This is a genomic window from Hominenteromicrobium mulieris, assembly GCF_046197855.1.
GTDB lineage: Bacteria > Bacillota > Clostridia > Oscillospirales > Acutalibacteraceae > Hominenteromicrobium > Hominenteromicrobium mulieris.
Genome location: NZ_CP173188.1, coordinates 2185182 through 2200103, shown reverse-complemented (window position 1 = coordinate 2200103; position 14922 = coordinate 2185182). Strand labels below are relative to the sequence as shown.

13 protein-coding genes and 1 pseudogene are annotated in these 14922 nt (G+C 46.2%); 1 reads left to right on the top strand and 13 read right to left on the bottom strand.

Annotated features, from left to right (window positions below; all coding sequences use genetic code 11):
- Nucleotides 1-185 precede the first annotated feature (185 nt).
- The 3 genes and pseudogenes from ACI0CA_RS10830 to ACI0CA_RS10820 all read right to left on the bottom strand — a co-directional run bounded on the left by ACI0CA_RS10830 (nucleotide 186) and on the right by ACI0CA_RS10820 (nucleotide 5997).
- Nucleotides 186-4421: a VaFE repeat-containing surface-anchored protein gene (locus ACI0CA_RS10830; protein WP_446807078.1), complete on the bottom strand. Its 4236-nt coding sequence runs from the start codon at nucleotides 4419-4421 to the stop codon at nucleotides 186-188.
- Nucleotides 4422-4607: 186 nt separating this feature from the next.
- Nucleotides 4608-5249, bottom strand: a pseudogene (locus tag ACI0CA_RS10825) (peptidoglycan DD-metalloendopeptidase family protein); the annotation flags it as partial.
- Nucleotides 5250-5823: 574 nt separating this feature from the next.
- Complete coding sequence (locus tag ACI0CA_RS10820) at nucleotides 5824-5997, bottom strand: hypothetical protein (RefSeq protein WP_308449917.1); 174 nt, start codon at nucleotides 5995-5997, stop codon at nucleotides 5824-5826.
- A 112-nt stretch (nucleotides 5998-6109) separates the two neighbouring features.
- Here ACI0CA_RS10820 and ACI0CA_RS10815 point away from each other — a divergent pair, with 112 nt between their 5' ends.
- Nucleotides 6110-6667: a hypothetical protein gene (locus ACI0CA_RS10815; protein WP_343284726.1), complete on the top strand. Its 558-nt coding sequence runs from the start codon at nucleotides 6110-6112 to the stop codon at nucleotides 6665-6667.
- A 55-nt stretch (nucleotides 6668-6722) separates the two neighbouring features.
- Here ACI0CA_RS10815 and ACI0CA_RS10810 read toward each other — a convergent pair whose 3' ends face one another.
- The 10 genes from ACI0CA_RS10810 to ACI0CA_RS10765 form a co-directional block, all read right to left on the bottom strand.
- On the bottom strand, nucleotides 6723-7931 hold the full coding sequence (locus tag ACI0CA_RS10810) for a HipA domain-containing protein (RefSeq protein ID WP_308449915.1): 1209 nt from the start codon (nucleotides 7929-7931) through the stop codon (nucleotides 6723-6725).
- Nucleotides 7932-7961: 30 nt separating this feature from the next.
- Nucleotides 7962-8597 (bottom strand): hypothetical protein, encoded by a 636-nt coding sequence (locus ACI0CA_RS10805; RefSeq protein WP_308449914.1) that lies wholly within the window; start codon nucleotides 8595-8597, stop codon nucleotides 7962-7964.
- A 52-nt stretch (nucleotides 8598-8649) separates the two neighbouring features.
- The gene (locus tag ACI0CA_RS10800) at nucleotides 8650-9060 is read right to left on the bottom strand and encodes a hypothetical protein (protein WP_308449913.1); all 411 of its coding nucleotides are present in this window, start codon (nucleotides 9058-9060) and stop codon (nucleotides 8650-8652) included.
- Nucleotides 9061-9354: 294 nt separating this feature from the next.
- A complete protein-coding gene (locus ACI0CA_RS10795) occupies nucleotides 9355-9651 on the bottom strand; it encodes a hypothetical protein (protein ID WP_308449912.1) in 297 nt (98 codons plus the stop codon).
- Nucleotides 9652-9744: 93 nt separating this feature from the next.
- Nucleotides 9745-11238 (bottom strand): peptidoglycan DD-metalloendopeptidase family protein, encoded by a 1494-nt coding sequence (locus ACI0CA_RS10790; RefSeq protein WP_308449911.1) that lies wholly within the window; start codon nucleotides 11236-11238, stop codon nucleotides 9745-9747.
- Nucleotides 11239-11271: 33 nt separating this feature from the next.
- A complete protein-coding gene (locus ACI0CA_RS10785) occupies nucleotides 11272-13008 on the bottom strand; it encodes an LPD25 domain-containing protein (protein WP_308449910.1) in 1737 nt (578 codons plus the stop codon).
- Nucleotides 13001-13267: a hypothetical protein gene (locus tag ACI0CA_RS10780; protein ID WP_308449909.1), complete on the bottom strand. Its 267-nt coding sequence runs from the start codon at nucleotides 13265-13267 to the stop codon at nucleotides 13001-13003. Before ACI0CA_RS10780 ends, ACI0CA_RS10785 begins: the two co-directional genes overlap by 8 nt.
- A 93-nt stretch (nucleotides 13268-13360) precedes the next feature.
- Entirely contained in the window at nucleotides 13361-13834 is a 474-nt protein-coding gene (locus ACI0CA_RS10775; protein ID WP_308449908.1) for an NADAR family protein, read from the bottom strand.
- Nucleotides 13831-14253 (bottom strand): hypothetical protein, encoded by a 423-nt coding sequence (locus ACI0CA_RS10770; RefSeq protein WP_446806815.1) that lies wholly within the window; start codon nucleotides 14251-14253, stop codon nucleotides 13831-13833. Before ACI0CA_RS10770 ends, ACI0CA_RS10775 begins: the two co-directional genes overlap by 4 nt.
- 7 nt (nucleotides 14254-14260) lie before the next feature.
- Nucleotides 14261-14908, bottom strand: coding sequence for a DUF3990 domain-containing protein (locus tag ACI0CA_RS10765; protein ID WP_177715799.1), 648 nt, complete (start codon nucleotides 14906-14908; stop codon nucleotides 14261-14263).
- Nucleotides 14909-14922: the final 14 nt, after the last annotated feature.

Genomic DNA, 14922 nt, shown 5'->3' with positions numbered 1-14922 from the left:
AATATGGAACAGCTTTGCGTATATAAATAGTTTGTGCATAATAGAGTTCCTTTCTGATAAGAATTGCGAATAAAAAGGAACAGCAAAATAAAGAAAATACAAAAAAGTAAATACTAGATTTGCATTGCACATAGAGCGCTCGGGATAATCCGGGCGCTCTTGCTTTTTGCAATGCTATTCAAAATTTATTTGCTCTTTTTGCGGCGAACCAGAAGTACGGTAGTCAAACCTAAAGCAGAACCGGCAAAAGCAATGTAGGGAAGAACACTGCGGCTGCTGCCGGTCTTCGGGCGGTTAGGAACAGGGCTATTGGGGAAGTCCTTGCCCGGGATCGTTTCAAACGTCACGGTCTGGCCGTCTTCTGTGATAGAGAACGGATAGTAGATCGTATCGCGCACGAAGTTTGCCGGAGCCTGTGCTTCGTAAATCAGGTATTTTCCGTAAACAAGGTCGGAGAGGGAATAGAAGCCGGTTTCTATTTCATCCATACGGCCGATGAGCGTATCTACACCCTCTGTGTAGCGGCCATCACCGTCTGCATCGCGGTAGATTTCAAACACTGCATCGGAAAGCTTGTGCTGCGGGTTGGTAGCATCCACCTTTGTGGTGGTGACAGTGCCTTTGATCGGCTTGTTCGGGAAATCTTTGCCGGGAACAGTCTCAAAGTTTACGATTTGCCCGTCTTCTTTAATCTCAAACGGATAGTAGATGTTGTCCTGTACGAAGCCCTCAGGAGCCTTGTCCTCGTGTAGAAAGAATTTTCCGTAAGGGAGGGAATCCAGCGTATAAACGCCGGTGTCGCCTTCCTGAAGCGTGCCAACGAGCTTATCGGTCTTAGCGTTGAAGATGCCGTCACCGTCTGCATCAGAGTAAACGCCGAACGTCGCACCGGAGATTTTATCTGTCGGGTCGTCTGCGTTTACCTTGGTGGTCATAATGGAGCCATGCAGCGGGTTGACCGTTACAGTTTGTCCCTCATCGTTGATCTCTGCATGGGTTGCAAGCTGGATGCCCTTATGATAAAGATCCTCGAAGACAACAATGTCTGTCTTGTCTTGTACAAAGACTGCATTGAACTTAAACAACACGTCAACTGTACCTGTAGGTTCTTCTGGGACGAAAGTGGTTGAGGCTCTAACCTCTTCCCCGTTGATATCCAGGAACGCTTTTCCGGTTTCCTTATCCATTAGGACACCGGATACGGTGTACTCCTTGCCGGGTTTGAGATCGGAATAAGCTACGCTGTCTATGATGGTGATTTCTTCATTCGCGATAATTTCTTTTTCACCATCCTCAAATGTTGCCGTCGTACCGATCTTCGGTACGCGGATTTCGACGGTCTGATCTTCCGCATCGATGTCCTTATGCACAGCCAGCAGCGTGTCGGCACGATACAGCTCATCAAAGACAACCAATTTTGTATCTTTATCTAACTGGCGGCTGTCAAAAGTGAATGTCAACTCCACTGTGCCGTCAGCATCCGCCGGTGTGAAGGTCGCTTCGGCGGTCACTTCATTCCCATCGAAATCAAGGAACGGCTTGCCGGTTGCCTTGTCCATGAGGATACCAGTCATCCGATACTCTACACCGACTGTCAGATCGCTGTAGGAGATCGTGTCCGTGATCTGCACATCATCTGCGGTAAGGGTGGTCTTGCTGCCATCTTCCGTGACAGCCACGGTGCTGATCTGCGGATTCTTCAGCTCGACCGTCTGCCCTTCATCGTTGATCTCCGCATGAGTTGCTAGTTCGATACCCTCATAGTAAAGAGTCTCAAAGGCCACGACTTCCTTGCCATGCAAGCTGGTTGCGTTGAATACAAACTCAACCGTCACTGTGCCGGTCGGCTGCGTCGGCGTAAAGGTGGTTTCGGCCTTGATCTCTTTGCCATCGGCATCCAGAAACGCTTTGCCGGTCGCCTTGTCCATGAGTACACCGGATACGGTGTATTCCTTTTCAGGCTTGAGATTGGTATACGATACTTCATCAAAAATCGTTACCTCACCGAGCGGATCGACGCGGTGGCCATCCTCAGAGGTCGCTGTCGTTCCAATCTCCGGCACGCGGATTTTAACGGTCTGTCCTTCGTCATCAATCTGTGCATGAGTTGCCAGCTCGATGTCTTCACGATAGAGCGTTTCGAAAACGACCACCTCTGTGTCTTGCTTGAGGTGCAAGCTGCTGAACATAAACGTCACATCTACTGTGCCGTCTGCATCCGTCGGTGTGAAGGTCGCTTCGGCGGTCACTTCATTCCCATCAAAATCAAGGAACGGCTTGGCAGTTGCCTTATTCATGAGAACGCCGGATAGCTTGTATTCCTTGCCGACTTGCAGGCCGGTATAGCGCACGGTATCCACCAGCACAATGTCCTGCGCACTCTGCGTATCTTTCGTGCCATCCTCAAACTTTGCCATCGTGCCGATCTCCAGCGGGACGTTGTGGAAGTTGACTTCGGCAATGTCGCCTTCTTCCAGTGTGACGATCTGCGGATCGGGGAGAGCATAGCCAAAGGTTTCCTTTGTATCGAGTTCTTCCACGCGGTACTGATACTTGGTTTTGCCTTCGTTATCTTCGAAGATCGGGAGGGCTTCGGTCAGAATCAGGCCGCTGGCATCCGTCGTGTATACCTTGCTGTAGTGGTCTGCAAGGCGCGTTACGCGGAACTGAATGCCCTCAACCTTACCATCGTCGGAAGTCTTGATGATCTTCAGCTGGCCGTTCTTGAGTTCATTTAGAAGCTCGTAACTGTAAGTCTGGTTGTTTGCTGAAATCATGACCTCAAAATCATCGACAAATTCGCGGCCAGCACCACCCTTGGTCTGGTGGACGATGTACGTGCCATACGGCATGTTTTTTGTTACGGCATAGCCGCTGGCCGATGTTATGATCGTATCGCGTTCAGAAGCTTTAGCCTTGTCATAGCTGCCTGCGGATTTCAAGTAGACCTGAAATTCTGCGGCAGCCTCATCTTTCGGCGTACCTTCTAGGGTTTCGTACTGCTTGTGTATCTGGATCTTGCCTTTGATGGCTTGCTCTTTAACGCCGATTGGAATCTGGTTATGCTCCAGCGTATACTTGTCCGGTTCAGCGCCGACCGGGTATTTCGTAGTATCCAAGAGGTATCCGCTGGACGGCGAAATCTCCTGAATATACCAGTTATCCCCGCATACGTACTCTTTCGTCGTGAACTGTCCGCTGGCGTTTGTGGTGTACTGGTCAATGAGATCGCTGCCATGATACACGCCGTACACTGCACCGGCAAGGGAGGCATCGCCCTGTGCGGCTCCGGTTTCCGCGTCCACCTTTGTGATGGTTGCTTTCCACTTTTTGAGCACGTTCGTGAAGCTTACCGTTGCTGTTTCGTTGGCTTTAACCGTGACCGTCTGAGACTTTGGCTGCACGTACTGATCGGGCACATCAAGCTCGGTCACCGTGTAGCTGCCGGCCTTCAGGTTTGGAACAATGATTGTGCCGGCTGTACCAGTCTGCACAGTTGTGTCCACGCCGTTACCCGTCACGCGAAACCGTACACCGGAAACCTTGCCATCTTCTGAGGTCTTGACGATCTTCATAGAGCCGTCAAGCTCGACTTTTACATTCAGGGTCATAATAGCTGGGTCACCACCATTGAAACCGCAGGTTGTGACGTCTTGACTGACAGGATGCTGGTAATAATAACCGGGGCCTTGATCGTCATAGGCACGATCAATATTGTAGCCAAATCTTACTACACCAGAGGCGTTTGGTGTACCTTTTGCTGTTAAAGTAACTTTATTACCAGTTTTAGTAACAGAAATTCCTGTAGTATTTAAAATTGGAGCATCTTTATAGTTTGCAAGAGCACCGGTAGTATCTGTAAGAGTCTTGGACTCACCGACTTTAAGAGTCACGGTTTGACCCGAGATACTTGGCGTTGTGTAGAACTGGTCTACTTTCGCAAGGACAGCCTTTTTGAAGGCATTGTAGGTAGATTGAGAAGCAATGTTCTCCATACCACCTATCGTGCTCTGGAACGACACGCTCGAAGCACCCACAAAGTCGCCTCCGAAGCTGTTGATTGTCTCCCAAATCAGCAGCTGGCAGTAAAATTCAGCCAAGTATTCAGCGGACACTTCGATGGTATCCCAGTTGTAGTTTACAGCGCTGCATCCTTTGATATTGGCAATGTTTTTGTACCGGCCCCAATAATCAATTAATGTGAGTCGGTTCATCTGTTCTCTGGTTAGGTTCAGAGAAGTATATCCATCGTTGTCCCCCAGGCCAATGGCGATGCCATGCTCTACACAGTAGGCGACTTTCCCGTTAATCCTTTTTCCGCCCCATCCGTTTGTTGTTCCCTCAACATCCGTCGTATACCCGATATTTATCAGGTAGGTGGAGCGAGACTCGGATACTGTGACATTTGAGGCATAGAACACGGGAACATTCATTCCGGCTTCTGCCTCAATTTCCGCAAGAGGTTTGTCAATGGCTTCACGGCCATCTAACGTACGCAGTTGCCCATCTTCTGCGATGTAGCCACCATACTTTTCAAGCAGTTCCTCGAATTTTTTCTGCGGATCCTCCGGGTTCCCTCCGGTTATGAACGGACGAGGATCAACCGTCTGTCCGCTCTGCCGCACTTCAAAGTGCAGGTGTGCGCCGTCTGCGTTACCGGTATTGCCGACATATCCAATTGTTTCCCCGGCACTAACGGAGTCACCAGAAGATACAAGAACCTTGGAGAGATGCGCATATAGAGTTGTTCTCTCGTCGGCGTGGGTAATCTGCACCATGTTCCCGTAGGACTGATCGCCTGTGGTTGTACTACCATCCCACGTCTGTATGTGGCTTACGGTGCCATCCGCAGCTGCGATTACTGCAACACCTTGTTCTGCACTGATGTCTATTCCGGTGTGTTTTGTTGCGTCATATCCTTGCGACACCGTGCCGTATCCGGGGACCGGCCACAGAAAATCACCGTTTCGGTCGGTTTCTGCCACCTGATATCCAGGAACTTGTTCCGGCTTCGGAGACGGTGTTGCTTCCGGTTCCGGAGTCGGCGTTGCTTCCGGTTCCGGAGTCGGCGTTACCTCCGGTTCCGGAGTCGGCGTTGCTTCCGGTTCCGGAGTCGGCGTTACCTCCGGTTCCGGAGTCGGCGTTACTTCCAGTTCTGGTGTAGATGTTACCGTTAGAGTAGATGAGCTACTATCACTTAGCGTAACTTCGTCTGCAAGAGCTGTGATCGGAAGAGTTGTGAGGATCATCATTACCGATAGAATCCATGCGATCGGCTTCCTCAATCTTTTCATTCTCTCTCAAATCCTTTCCTAGAAATATTTATGTAAAAGGTAGCATAACGTTTGTATGCGACCTGAATTCCACCAAAAAAAAAGAGAATTGATATAATCAATTCTCTAATTCCAGTTCTATTTTTTGCGTAGAGTTGGTCTCTGTTGACAATGTTGTGAAACCTGCTATAATATAAGTGTAAGGCTTACCGGTGACGGTTAGCCCTCAGAATAACAGCAGAAACAAGCCGCTCGTTTTCTCAGGACGGGGCGGCTTATTTCTTTTTGTTCAGCTCATGTATCAGACTAATCAAGGCAACGATCAGTCCCGAAGCGCCGATAATTACCAGACAAATCTGGCAAAAGTCGTTCACTGTTAAATACATCTGCATCGCCCCCTTTCCAGTATAGGATTGAGGGCAAAAGAAATATTTCACCCTCCTTTTATACGCCGAAGCGCACTTTCGAGGGCAACCGCCTACCGTTTAAAGTAAGCCTTACTGGCTTATTATACGAAAGCCCACAGATTTTGTCAATCTGTGGGCTTTTTTTAGTACCAATAAATCGTATATTTCACTGTTCCATCAGAATAAACAATTTCTTCCCATCCATAACCGTTAACATAGCTACCATCAGGGAGAGTCTTTTCTCCCCATACAGATTCAGCATAATCTCTGGCATCAGAAACGCTGTCAAATAATCCATCAATTATACTTCCGGTCACAATGTAAGGCTCTTCGGGAGTCGGCTCTGGCGTCGGCACTGGAGTCGGTTCAGGTGTAGGCTTTGCTGTAGGAGCTGCCGTAGGCTTGGCCGTCGGAGCGGTTGTGGGTTTCGTGGCAGGTTTAGTCGTTGCAGTCGGCTTAGAGGTAGGCTTTGCTGTCGGTGCAGCGGTCGGCTTTACGGTAGGCTTCGGCGTTGCAGTGGCTGAGGGTTTTACCGTCGCGCTGCTGCCGGAGGACGGCTTGCTCACAGCGTTGTTGCCGGAGCTGGGCTTCGTTGTGGCAGACGGTTTTGCGGTTGCACTCGGCTTCGATGCTGTGCTGCCGGTAGAACTTGAAGACGACGGCTTACTCGTTGTGCTATTCTCAGTTTTAGACGTGGCAGACGAGCTGCTTCCCTTCGAACTCTCGGTTTTGCTGCTTCCTGTTTTTGCACCCGGCGTCGCCGTAGGCTTTGCACTCGCGGTGCTCGCGCTTGCAGTCGGTTTGCTGCTCGCATCGTTCTTTTCCGATACCGTACTGCTTACCGCACTGGATGTGGAGCTTTCCGTTACGGCGCTTTCGGTATTGCTGCCCGCACACGCCGCAAGCGATACCGTAAGCGCCGCCGCCATCAATATTGCTGTGATCTTTTTCTTCATAGTCGTTCACTCCTCATATAGAATACTATAATAGCTTTTTAATTTGATTTCAATGAGAAAAGGAAAAACCGGAAGTACTTCTGGTTTTACAGCTTGATTTCAAATTCTTCTTCAATTTTTGGACTGTGGTGCTGTTCATGGTTCATGGTTAGCGCCAAACCTTCAAGACGTTCGATACGTTGGTCTAATGCGCTCGAAAGACAAACACAGCGTTCGGAGTCGAGGTAGGGAGACTCTGCGAAGATTTCGCACACACGGTTTCCAAAGTGCTGTAACGCTTCAAAGTTAACCCAATCGAAAGACGATACGAGTTTAAGTTGTTCCTCATGCGTTTCTTTGAACGGCTTTGAAGGCAAATCAGAGGCCAGCGGACGGATGAGTTTGGTCGGTGTATTACACCAAAGAGATGTACCGGAGTCGTAGATCGGCGCAGAACCGATCCACTCTAAGGAGTTGGCGTTTCTAATCGCACCGAAGTTATTATAGTGACGGTCAGTATTGGCGAGTAAATAATCGATGACAATCATTTGATCTACGGCTTGCTGTGCATTAGAGATGCCAAAGGCGGCACAGCAGTTAAGGTAATGCTGATATGTCGTGAGGTGATTTGCTTTCTTTTGAGACTTCATGATGTAGTCAGCAGAGATAAGTTCTGTGTCCGCATCGATAAAGTCTTCGCAAACGCTGTAAGGATAATCGCCCTGCATAATGATCCGATAGGGAACATGAGGGATGTTGAGCTTTTCCATCAGCTCAGAAGCAATAACTTCATTGTATGGTTCCTGTTGGGTCACGCCACTGCCGCCTTTAATGAGGCAGCGCTTGCCGTCGATGATTGTCCACTTTTTGCGTAGCCAACCATCGGAGGTGTTGTCCGGGGACATCAAATCGATTTTCGCACTGGAGCTGTGACCGCCAAAAAGAATGTCACCGATGTCACGGGAAAAATCATTTGTGAAAAAATTGATCTCAGCCCATTCCAACGAGGAACCTTTCTCCTTGATCCAATACTGATCCGAAAGGCTAAGTCCGTAGCTTTTATCGATAAGCTCTTGCGTGCTGCCGATACGCAGAATAGCGAGCGCTTGTTGGATGCCTTGACGGCTTGCCGGAATGGAACGCCCATACCACCATTTGTTGAGTGCCTTGCGGTCGAGAATGTCGTTCTTGTACGCAATGCCGATTGGAATGTGCGCAGCATTATGCACGTCATCCACACGAGTAATCGCGCCGGACGCATCGTCCAGTTCAATATCGACTACGGGTATTTCTTTGTGCATCAATGTGTAGTGCATGGCGACACCTCCTTATTCCTAAAGCGTTGCTTATAGATACATTCCAAAATCTTGTTCATTTTCGTGTTTGTGATATTGGCTTTGTTCATGCTGCTGATTTAGCTGTGCATTTAAATTTTGAATTTGCTCTTTGAGTTCCATATTTTCTTTCTCTAAATGCACAATTCTTTCTTGTTGCTTTACCATGATGTCGGAAAAAGCGCGTAAACTCTCAATATGTTTATCGATTTCTTTTTCTGCGTTGGTCAATATATGCTCGCGATTTTCTTTAGCGGCTTTTTCCATACGTAGATGCTGTAAGGTCTCGCCCGTAAGCACTTTTAATTCTCGATGGTCTTTTGAAACTAAATTAAGCAAAACTTCGTTATTTGGATTAAGAGCACCCATTACAGCGTTATGATTTGTAGTTTCGTAGCCTAATCGATCATTTAAGAGCTTTTCAATTTTTTCATATGTTTTTTCAGGAATTTTGTGTAAGAATGCAAAATACGAAATCGAGGTAAAAACAAGAGAAGAAATAGCACCAGTTATTAAGCTAATTAGAATCTCTTGAAAAATATCGTTCAAAAGAAAACCTCCCAGTGAAAAGAAAAAGATAGAATATAGAATGGTTATTGCCCACAAAGTGGCCGTAATACCTTCCAACACTCGAGTCAATTTTTCCATGTTCTAATTTTTCACCTCCATTATACAGTGTTCGTGAAATCATTTCAAGGCTTTATTCCTCACTGCCCTGCATTGTATCGAACAGAGAAATGCGGCCGGTGGAACGTTTTACGGCTGCAACAGCTTTGCTGCGCATTTTATCGTACTCATCTTTCGATAGTTCGTATTCGAATGCGACGATACGTGTTAGCATGTTTGTTTCAACAGCTTGTTTAAAGAGCTGCGAAGATATGCGGTCTGTTGCCCTCTGCACAATCGCCTCGACTTGTCTGCCGTAGATGCCGCAAAGGTAGTCTGTGTTCATTTGATTGCTCAAATAGGCGAAATAAAATTTCAAAGCTGCTTCAATTGCTTCGCTTCGTCCGTTTTGTGGATTGAGGTGCAAAAGATCAACAATAGCATCTAACATACGGACTTCATCATCTGCAAGGTACGTTGAGACCCTCTTTTTGTCAGTAGCCATTTTAAATTTATAGCATCTCCTTTTGCTTCAAATTTCAGTAGTACCACTAGTAGTACCACCGGAATTTGGCTTGAAATCTGAATATTTCGTTTGTTTTATGAAATAGTAGGCGGTAAGGTGGTACTACCGTTCAAAAAGTAGTACCACTTTTTAAAACCCGAAAACCCGCACACTGTGCGGGTTTGTGATGCAGTAGAAACACGAAGTGGTACTACTGCTTTATCCTGCATTCTAAAAAGACACCGATTTGAGAGATTTTGGCGCGTTTTCGAGATGCGAAACAGTTTAAAAATATTACGACCAGAAACCACCGGGGTTTGAGATCGGATTTGACTTGGTTTCGGGCTCCGGTTCCGGCTGAAGCTGTGGGGCATTGTTGATAACCTTTTCTTCGGAAACCGGATCAGAAACGGTTGAAAGTGTTGTGCCTTCAATGTATTCCCGCACGGCTTTTGGAACGATTTTCTTGTACATTTTCTCGAAATACGCTACGAATTCTGCGTCAATATCGATGCCTTTTTGTGTTGAAAAGGTGTGCAGTGCATCGTATTTTCGCTCATCTAAATTGAGCTTTATGGTGAGTTTTTTCATTGTTTTTGACCTCTTTTTCTTCAAAAATTTTCGTCGTCGGCACGCCAAGCGTGCCGATTATTAGTAAGGAAAGAATACCCACAAAATTGTGGATCACTCAAAGAATTGCAAAGGGTCGAGCCTATTATCGTTGTATCTGATTTCGAAATGGAGATGATTTCCGGTCGAATCCCCGGTACTTCCGACGTAGCCGATGAGATCACCGGCAGATACAGATTCGCCGACTTTTGCAACACGTTTTGTTTGGTGAGCATATAGGGTAGACCACCCGTTTCCGTGGTCGATTTTTACGAAATTGCCGTAGGAATCATGCCAAGTGCTCATCACAACTGTGCCGTCGGCCGCTGCATAAATCGGGGTCATTGCCGGTGCACCAATATCGATTGCACCGTGCGAATTTTCGTACATTCCGGTGACCGGATTGTACCGGGAACCGGAGCCGGAAGTGATGTAATCTTTACCGTAAGGAGCGGGGAGAGGCCACTCAAATTCACCCTTTCCCGCTACAATTCCGGCGGAGATTTCTTTAATTCTGCCGTTCTCCAGTGTTACCTTTTTAGTGCCGTATGGGTGTGTTCCGCCGGTCAAATATGTAATGCCAGGCAACTGCATCCAGTACGTCCAACTGCCCTCACTGAGCTGCGTTTTTACTACGCCGTCGTGGTTGCTTTTGGCCTCAATTACCTCACCGTTTCCTATATAAATACCGATGTGGCCGCTCATACAAACGGCCAAACCGGGTGTATCGGGGATAGAGGAAATCTCACCGAAAATGACAGCGCTGCGGAACATTCCGTCTGCGCCGACATCGCGGAAACCATTGGATTGGTAACGGATAATGCCAGTGTCTTCATCAATCCATTCATACGCTTTTATGAGCCCGATGCAGTCAAAAGCAGGCTTTCCGCCGTAGGTTTCGTAGATGAAATTGACCTCGCTGTTGGTCAGATTTGCATCGGAATCCGTGAAAAATCTGGACTGCTGCTGCTTAAGAAATGCCATGGTTACGTCTTGGCCGTAAGCGCCATAGATGTAGCCGGAACCGGCATCCAGAGCGTTTATTGCGAAGTTGGTGAGACCGATATTTGTTTTGCCATCGCTGCTTTTTAAGTTACGGATCAGCGTAGAACGGTCGGCATAACCGGTGGGCATTTGCTCTGCAAGCCGTAGCAGTTGCGAGCGCATGTATGCGTTGATTTTGAGATCAAACGTGCGCTCGATTTTATCAAAAATTTCATCGGAATCGGTTAGCGGGGAGAGCTTATCATCTGAAACAAAGCAGTCAATCAGCTCATCGGTTTGGTTCTTTAATCGGTCGTTATCCGCAAAGATTTTGGCGTACACAGCATAGAGAAGCTTATCATTTATGCGTGCACCGGAGTCAAAAACAGCGCTGTATTCGTTCAGTTTTGCAGAGAAAAGCTGCGAGCAGTCGAAGCCTAAATCGGTAAAAGTCATTGCACCGCAGCTGCCGAGCAGTGCAGCGGAAATGATAAAAATAGAGATGCAGGCAATAATGATTTTTTGCCATGTTTTGGGGTCGGCTGCGACCAAAGCGAGCTTCGCAATTAAAACCGGGTTTGCCATTTTTCCTCCGAAAAACCGGAAGTACTTCCGGTTTTATAGCATTGTGATTTCGAATTCTTCATGCTGTTCTTGCCTGATTTCTGTACGATTTTGTGTTGCGATTTGCTCAAAATCGTGTATGATTTCTTCTTTTGTAAGCGTATTTTCAGAGCTTTGCTGAATGGATTTTTTCGAGATTTGACGCATCCATTCTGCGAATTTTGGAGAGAGTTCATTGATTTGTGCCACGGAAAAATCGTAATTACCTTGGTTCAGCATAGCACGGACAGTACGCACATTTTGCTGCAAGGCGGCGAATTGCTCACTTCTTTCGAGCGTGAGTTCATCGGTTTCACCGAGCTTTTCCGAAACGCTCTGTTCGATTTCGGAAAGCGTAACATGCAGATTTAAGTAAGGAATGAACTCGTTTAAGATGTATTCTTTTTCGTGTCTGTCCTGTAAAAGTGCATCGCTGCCGCCTGTTTCTAACAAGTAATTTTCCCACTGCGGGTTCTCGTTGCACAGCGTATTTAGCCGCTTGATATGGTCGATCAGACTGCCTTCACCGGTGCCGAAACTCTGTCGGCCTTCATAGCTGCTCGGTTCTCCGTGCAGCATATAATCAATGCGAAAAGCTGCTTTGTGGTAGCAGTTCGGGTACTTCTGCTGCGCCTTATCGATTGCTTTAAAGAGTTCGTTTGCACGCGATAATCGCATGGTCTGGCCGTCGTGCAGACGCTTGCTTTCCGTCCATATAACGGTTACGGTCGGCTCCTTTTTCATAGCCTGTTCACGCTTCAGTTCAGCAGCTTTTTGGGAAGAAATGATTTGCTGCGGTATTACGCCTGCGAGAGAAAGTTCCTGTTCCATTGCCTCAATATGCTGCTGAAATTTTTCGCGAACCGGTGCCAAAAGTGCATCGATTTTTACTTCCGGCTGTGCCTTAAGCAGCTCTTGGTAGCAGGCTGCAAGGTGGCTTTTTCGGGCGTCACTGGGCTCAATTCCGAACGTTTTTCCAAACATAATAGAGAGACCGTCGGCTTCAAATTCACGCTGCATGGTAGGCTTTTCTATGTTAGGACTATGCCCCATAAGGTGGTGTGACATTTCGTGCAACAATGTATCGAGCTTCTGTGTGTCGCCGAGTAATTGGTTAATATGGATGTGCTTGTTGCGCGGGTTATAAGCGCCGCGTGTGCCGATTCCTTCAAAATCTTCTTCGGATACCGGCACGCCGATTTCTTCAGAATAAAGGCAAAGAGTGTTGTAAATATCTTTGTGCTGCGTACTGTTGTAGCCTACGCCGCAGAGCTTGGGGTAGTCTTCTGGCGGACAATTTGTCTGCGAAATATCGAACACCGTGCAGGGTTTGAAATAGGTAAAATCACGGCTTTCGAGCATGCCGATTTCAACTTCATGGCGTTGTTCCGGCGAGGCTTTAGATAAAAGAACCCATGTTGGATTTGGCACGTTTGGCTTGAAATAGCGCGTGGTTTCCGGCCGATAAATATTAGCACCATGCTCACCTTCCTGCACATAATACCCAAGTTCTTTCCAATGTGTGTATGAGGCAATAAATACGGAATCAGGACGCTGCCGGTAGATCAGCATTGTGTTTCGTGAAGAATATTTGTAAAACTGAGTGCTGAATGCGAGGTATTCTGCGACGTCCTTGGGATCGTTTTCCCAGTGCTTTGTGAGCTCCTGAATCTGCAAATCTGCTTCTCTTTGCTTCTTTTCGTGATGTGCTTTACGTTCTTCTTCGGAGTAGAATGTTCTTTTTTTAGGCATCTTCTTGCTCCTCTCCGCGTATCAAGTGCTCAAGTAGGTCATCCGGCAATTCCTTGTAAATTGCCAACACATGATCAAATTGTTCGGGTGGCAGATCAATAATCGGCTTGCATTTGGAGCGGGGATACGGCTCACCCTGATTTACAAATTCATCCGGAATTTCGGTCGTGTAATACAAATCGCCCCACTCATCGGCACAAACGGTAATATTCGCTGTGCTAAAAACGATGGTGACATTTTCTAAAGGCTTATAGCTCATAAATAAATCATTCCTTTCATAAAAAACTGTATGAAAAAAGGTTTGCTGCCTGTGTGTACAGGTAACAAACCTTTTTGCTGCTTTGTTTTATTTTCATATCTTTTCGCGTACCATCATTAAGGAGTAGCCTAATAAGTTTTGACCTTTCCACTTAGTTATGTCCAGTCGATCTGGATCACCCATTGATAGGCCCACGCCCCAAATCTTATCTTTGACGGCACATTCTGCGAGAAGATTGTCGCCGGTAGCTTTCAGGAGATCTTTTAAGTTGAGGTTTTGAGAAAACTTTGCAAGCAGTCCCTCATATACAACGATTTGTCGGATGCCATTCCAACGGTTTTCGTTATAGTTAGAAACTTGCCTCCCGAATTTTTTTATTTGAGCAACATCATGAGTGGTTAAAATCTTTTTTGCAATAGTTTGGTCACAAAAGCACATGGCTTTTTGATACATCATAAATTGCTCCATTGAGGAAAAGGTGATATTGGATACGTTGAATTCGGATAAATACCAATTGCTCAAATATCCGTTTTCTTCGTCAGGGTTATGAAAGCAAAGGATTTTCATGGCGCTCCACCAACCTTTTTTACGGCCAAATCAAGTTCTAAATCGTGTAATCCCATGTAGGCTTTTGTTAAAAAATCCAATGGCACTTTTTTAATAATCTCCTTGCTTGAGACGTTGTAGAACCATTGATAATAGGCGTAAAATTCACCTATCCAATCAGGAATAAACCCTTTGAGTGCTTTGCCTTTTTTGAGATGATAGTGTTCTGTTTGCTGAAAGTAATCCCACAATTCGGAAGCATTCATGGTGCTAACATAGGCTTTACCTTGATCGATACTTTCTCTTGTTTTACTTGTCATATAAGTATTGATGAAATCCGATGTATCTTTCTCAGGATAATTCTGCGATACAAAATCGAACAGTTTTCCTTGGCTTTCAACAATATCATGTAAGTATACCTCTGGATAAGCTCGCATCATATCACCTCTAAAATAATGTGCTGAATACATTTGTTACTTTATTTGCATCTGACTCGATGAGATCGTGCATGTTTTCTCGGGCACGTACATCGCGTTGATTGTATTTATCGTTAAACACGCTGTACTCGACTCGGATCAAGCCTTTTTTATTCTCCGTGAGTTTGGAATAAGCAAGTTCGGATTTGATACAATATTGGATGCCGAGCCCACCTAATGATAGCAATTCTTCGAGTATGTCCGTATCTACATTGTCGCGCACAAATTCTTTGGCAATATAAAAGTATGAAGCGTTAGCTCTCCAACCCTTTATAACATCGTATGTGCTTGTATCGATTCCGAACTTCTCTATGAATTTTTTAGAAAGAACTTTATAGCGCTTTGTATCCGCTGCGTCTCTGTGCTTCATCAACTCAGCAAGCCAAGAGAGAACATCATATTTTTGAAAATCCAGTATTTTCAAATCAGAAATGTCTAATTCGTATTTATGAACCCAGCCATTCGTTTCGGTTGGTCTACAAACTGCCCATTCTTTGGCGAGTTCTATGTTTTCAGTAAGGTAAAAGCCTTTTCCATAGTCGTGCTTATCTTCACCGTAACCATATTGCGGTGTAACAAATTCATTAGGTGTACCGTGATATAGTGTTATTATACTCATCGTTTCACTTCTCC

Bases quoted from the DNA above. Each gene is read 5' to 3' on its own strand.
- ACI0CA_RS10795 (WP_308449912.1), bottom strand. From the start codon at position 9,651: ATGAAAAAACTCACCATAAAGCTCAATTTAGATGAGCGAAAATACGAT.
- ACI0CA_RS10805 (WP_308449914.1), bottom strand. From the start codon at position 8,597: ATGGAAAAATTGACTCGAGTGTTGGAAGGTATTACGGCCACTTTGTGG.
- ACI0CA_RS10800 (WP_308449913.1), bottom strand. From the start codon at position 9,060: ATGGCTACTGACAAAAAGAGGGTCTCAACGTACCTTGCAGATGATGAA.
- ACI0CA_RS10810 (WP_308449915.1), bottom strand. From the start codon at position 7,931: ATGCACTACACATTGATGCACAAAGAAATACCCGTAGTCGATATTGAA.
- ACI0CA_RS10790 (WP_308449911.1), bottom strand. From the start codon at position 11,238: ATGGCAAACCCGGTTTTAATTGCGAAGCTCGCTTTGGTCGCAGCCGAC.
- ACI0CA_RS10770 (WP_446806815.1), bottom strand. From the start codon at position 14,253: ATGATGCGAGCTTATCCAGAGGTATACTTACATGATATTGTTGAAAGC.
- ACI0CA_RS10765 (WP_177715799.1), bottom strand. From the start codon at position 14,908: ATGAGTATAATAACACTATATCACGGTACACCTAATGAATTTGTTACA.
- ACI0CA_RS10785 (WP_308449910.1), bottom strand. From the start codon at position 13,008: ATGCCTAAAAAAAGAACATTCTACTCCGAAGAAGAACGTAAAGCACAT.
- ACI0CA_RS10780 (WP_308449909.1), bottom strand. From the start codon at position 13,267: ATGAGCTATAAGCCTTTAGAAAATGTCACCATCGTTTTTAGCACAGCG.
- ACI0CA_RS10775 (WP_308449908.1), bottom strand. From the start codon at position 13,834: ATGAAAATCCTTTGCTTTCATAACCCTGACGAAGAAAACGGATATTTG.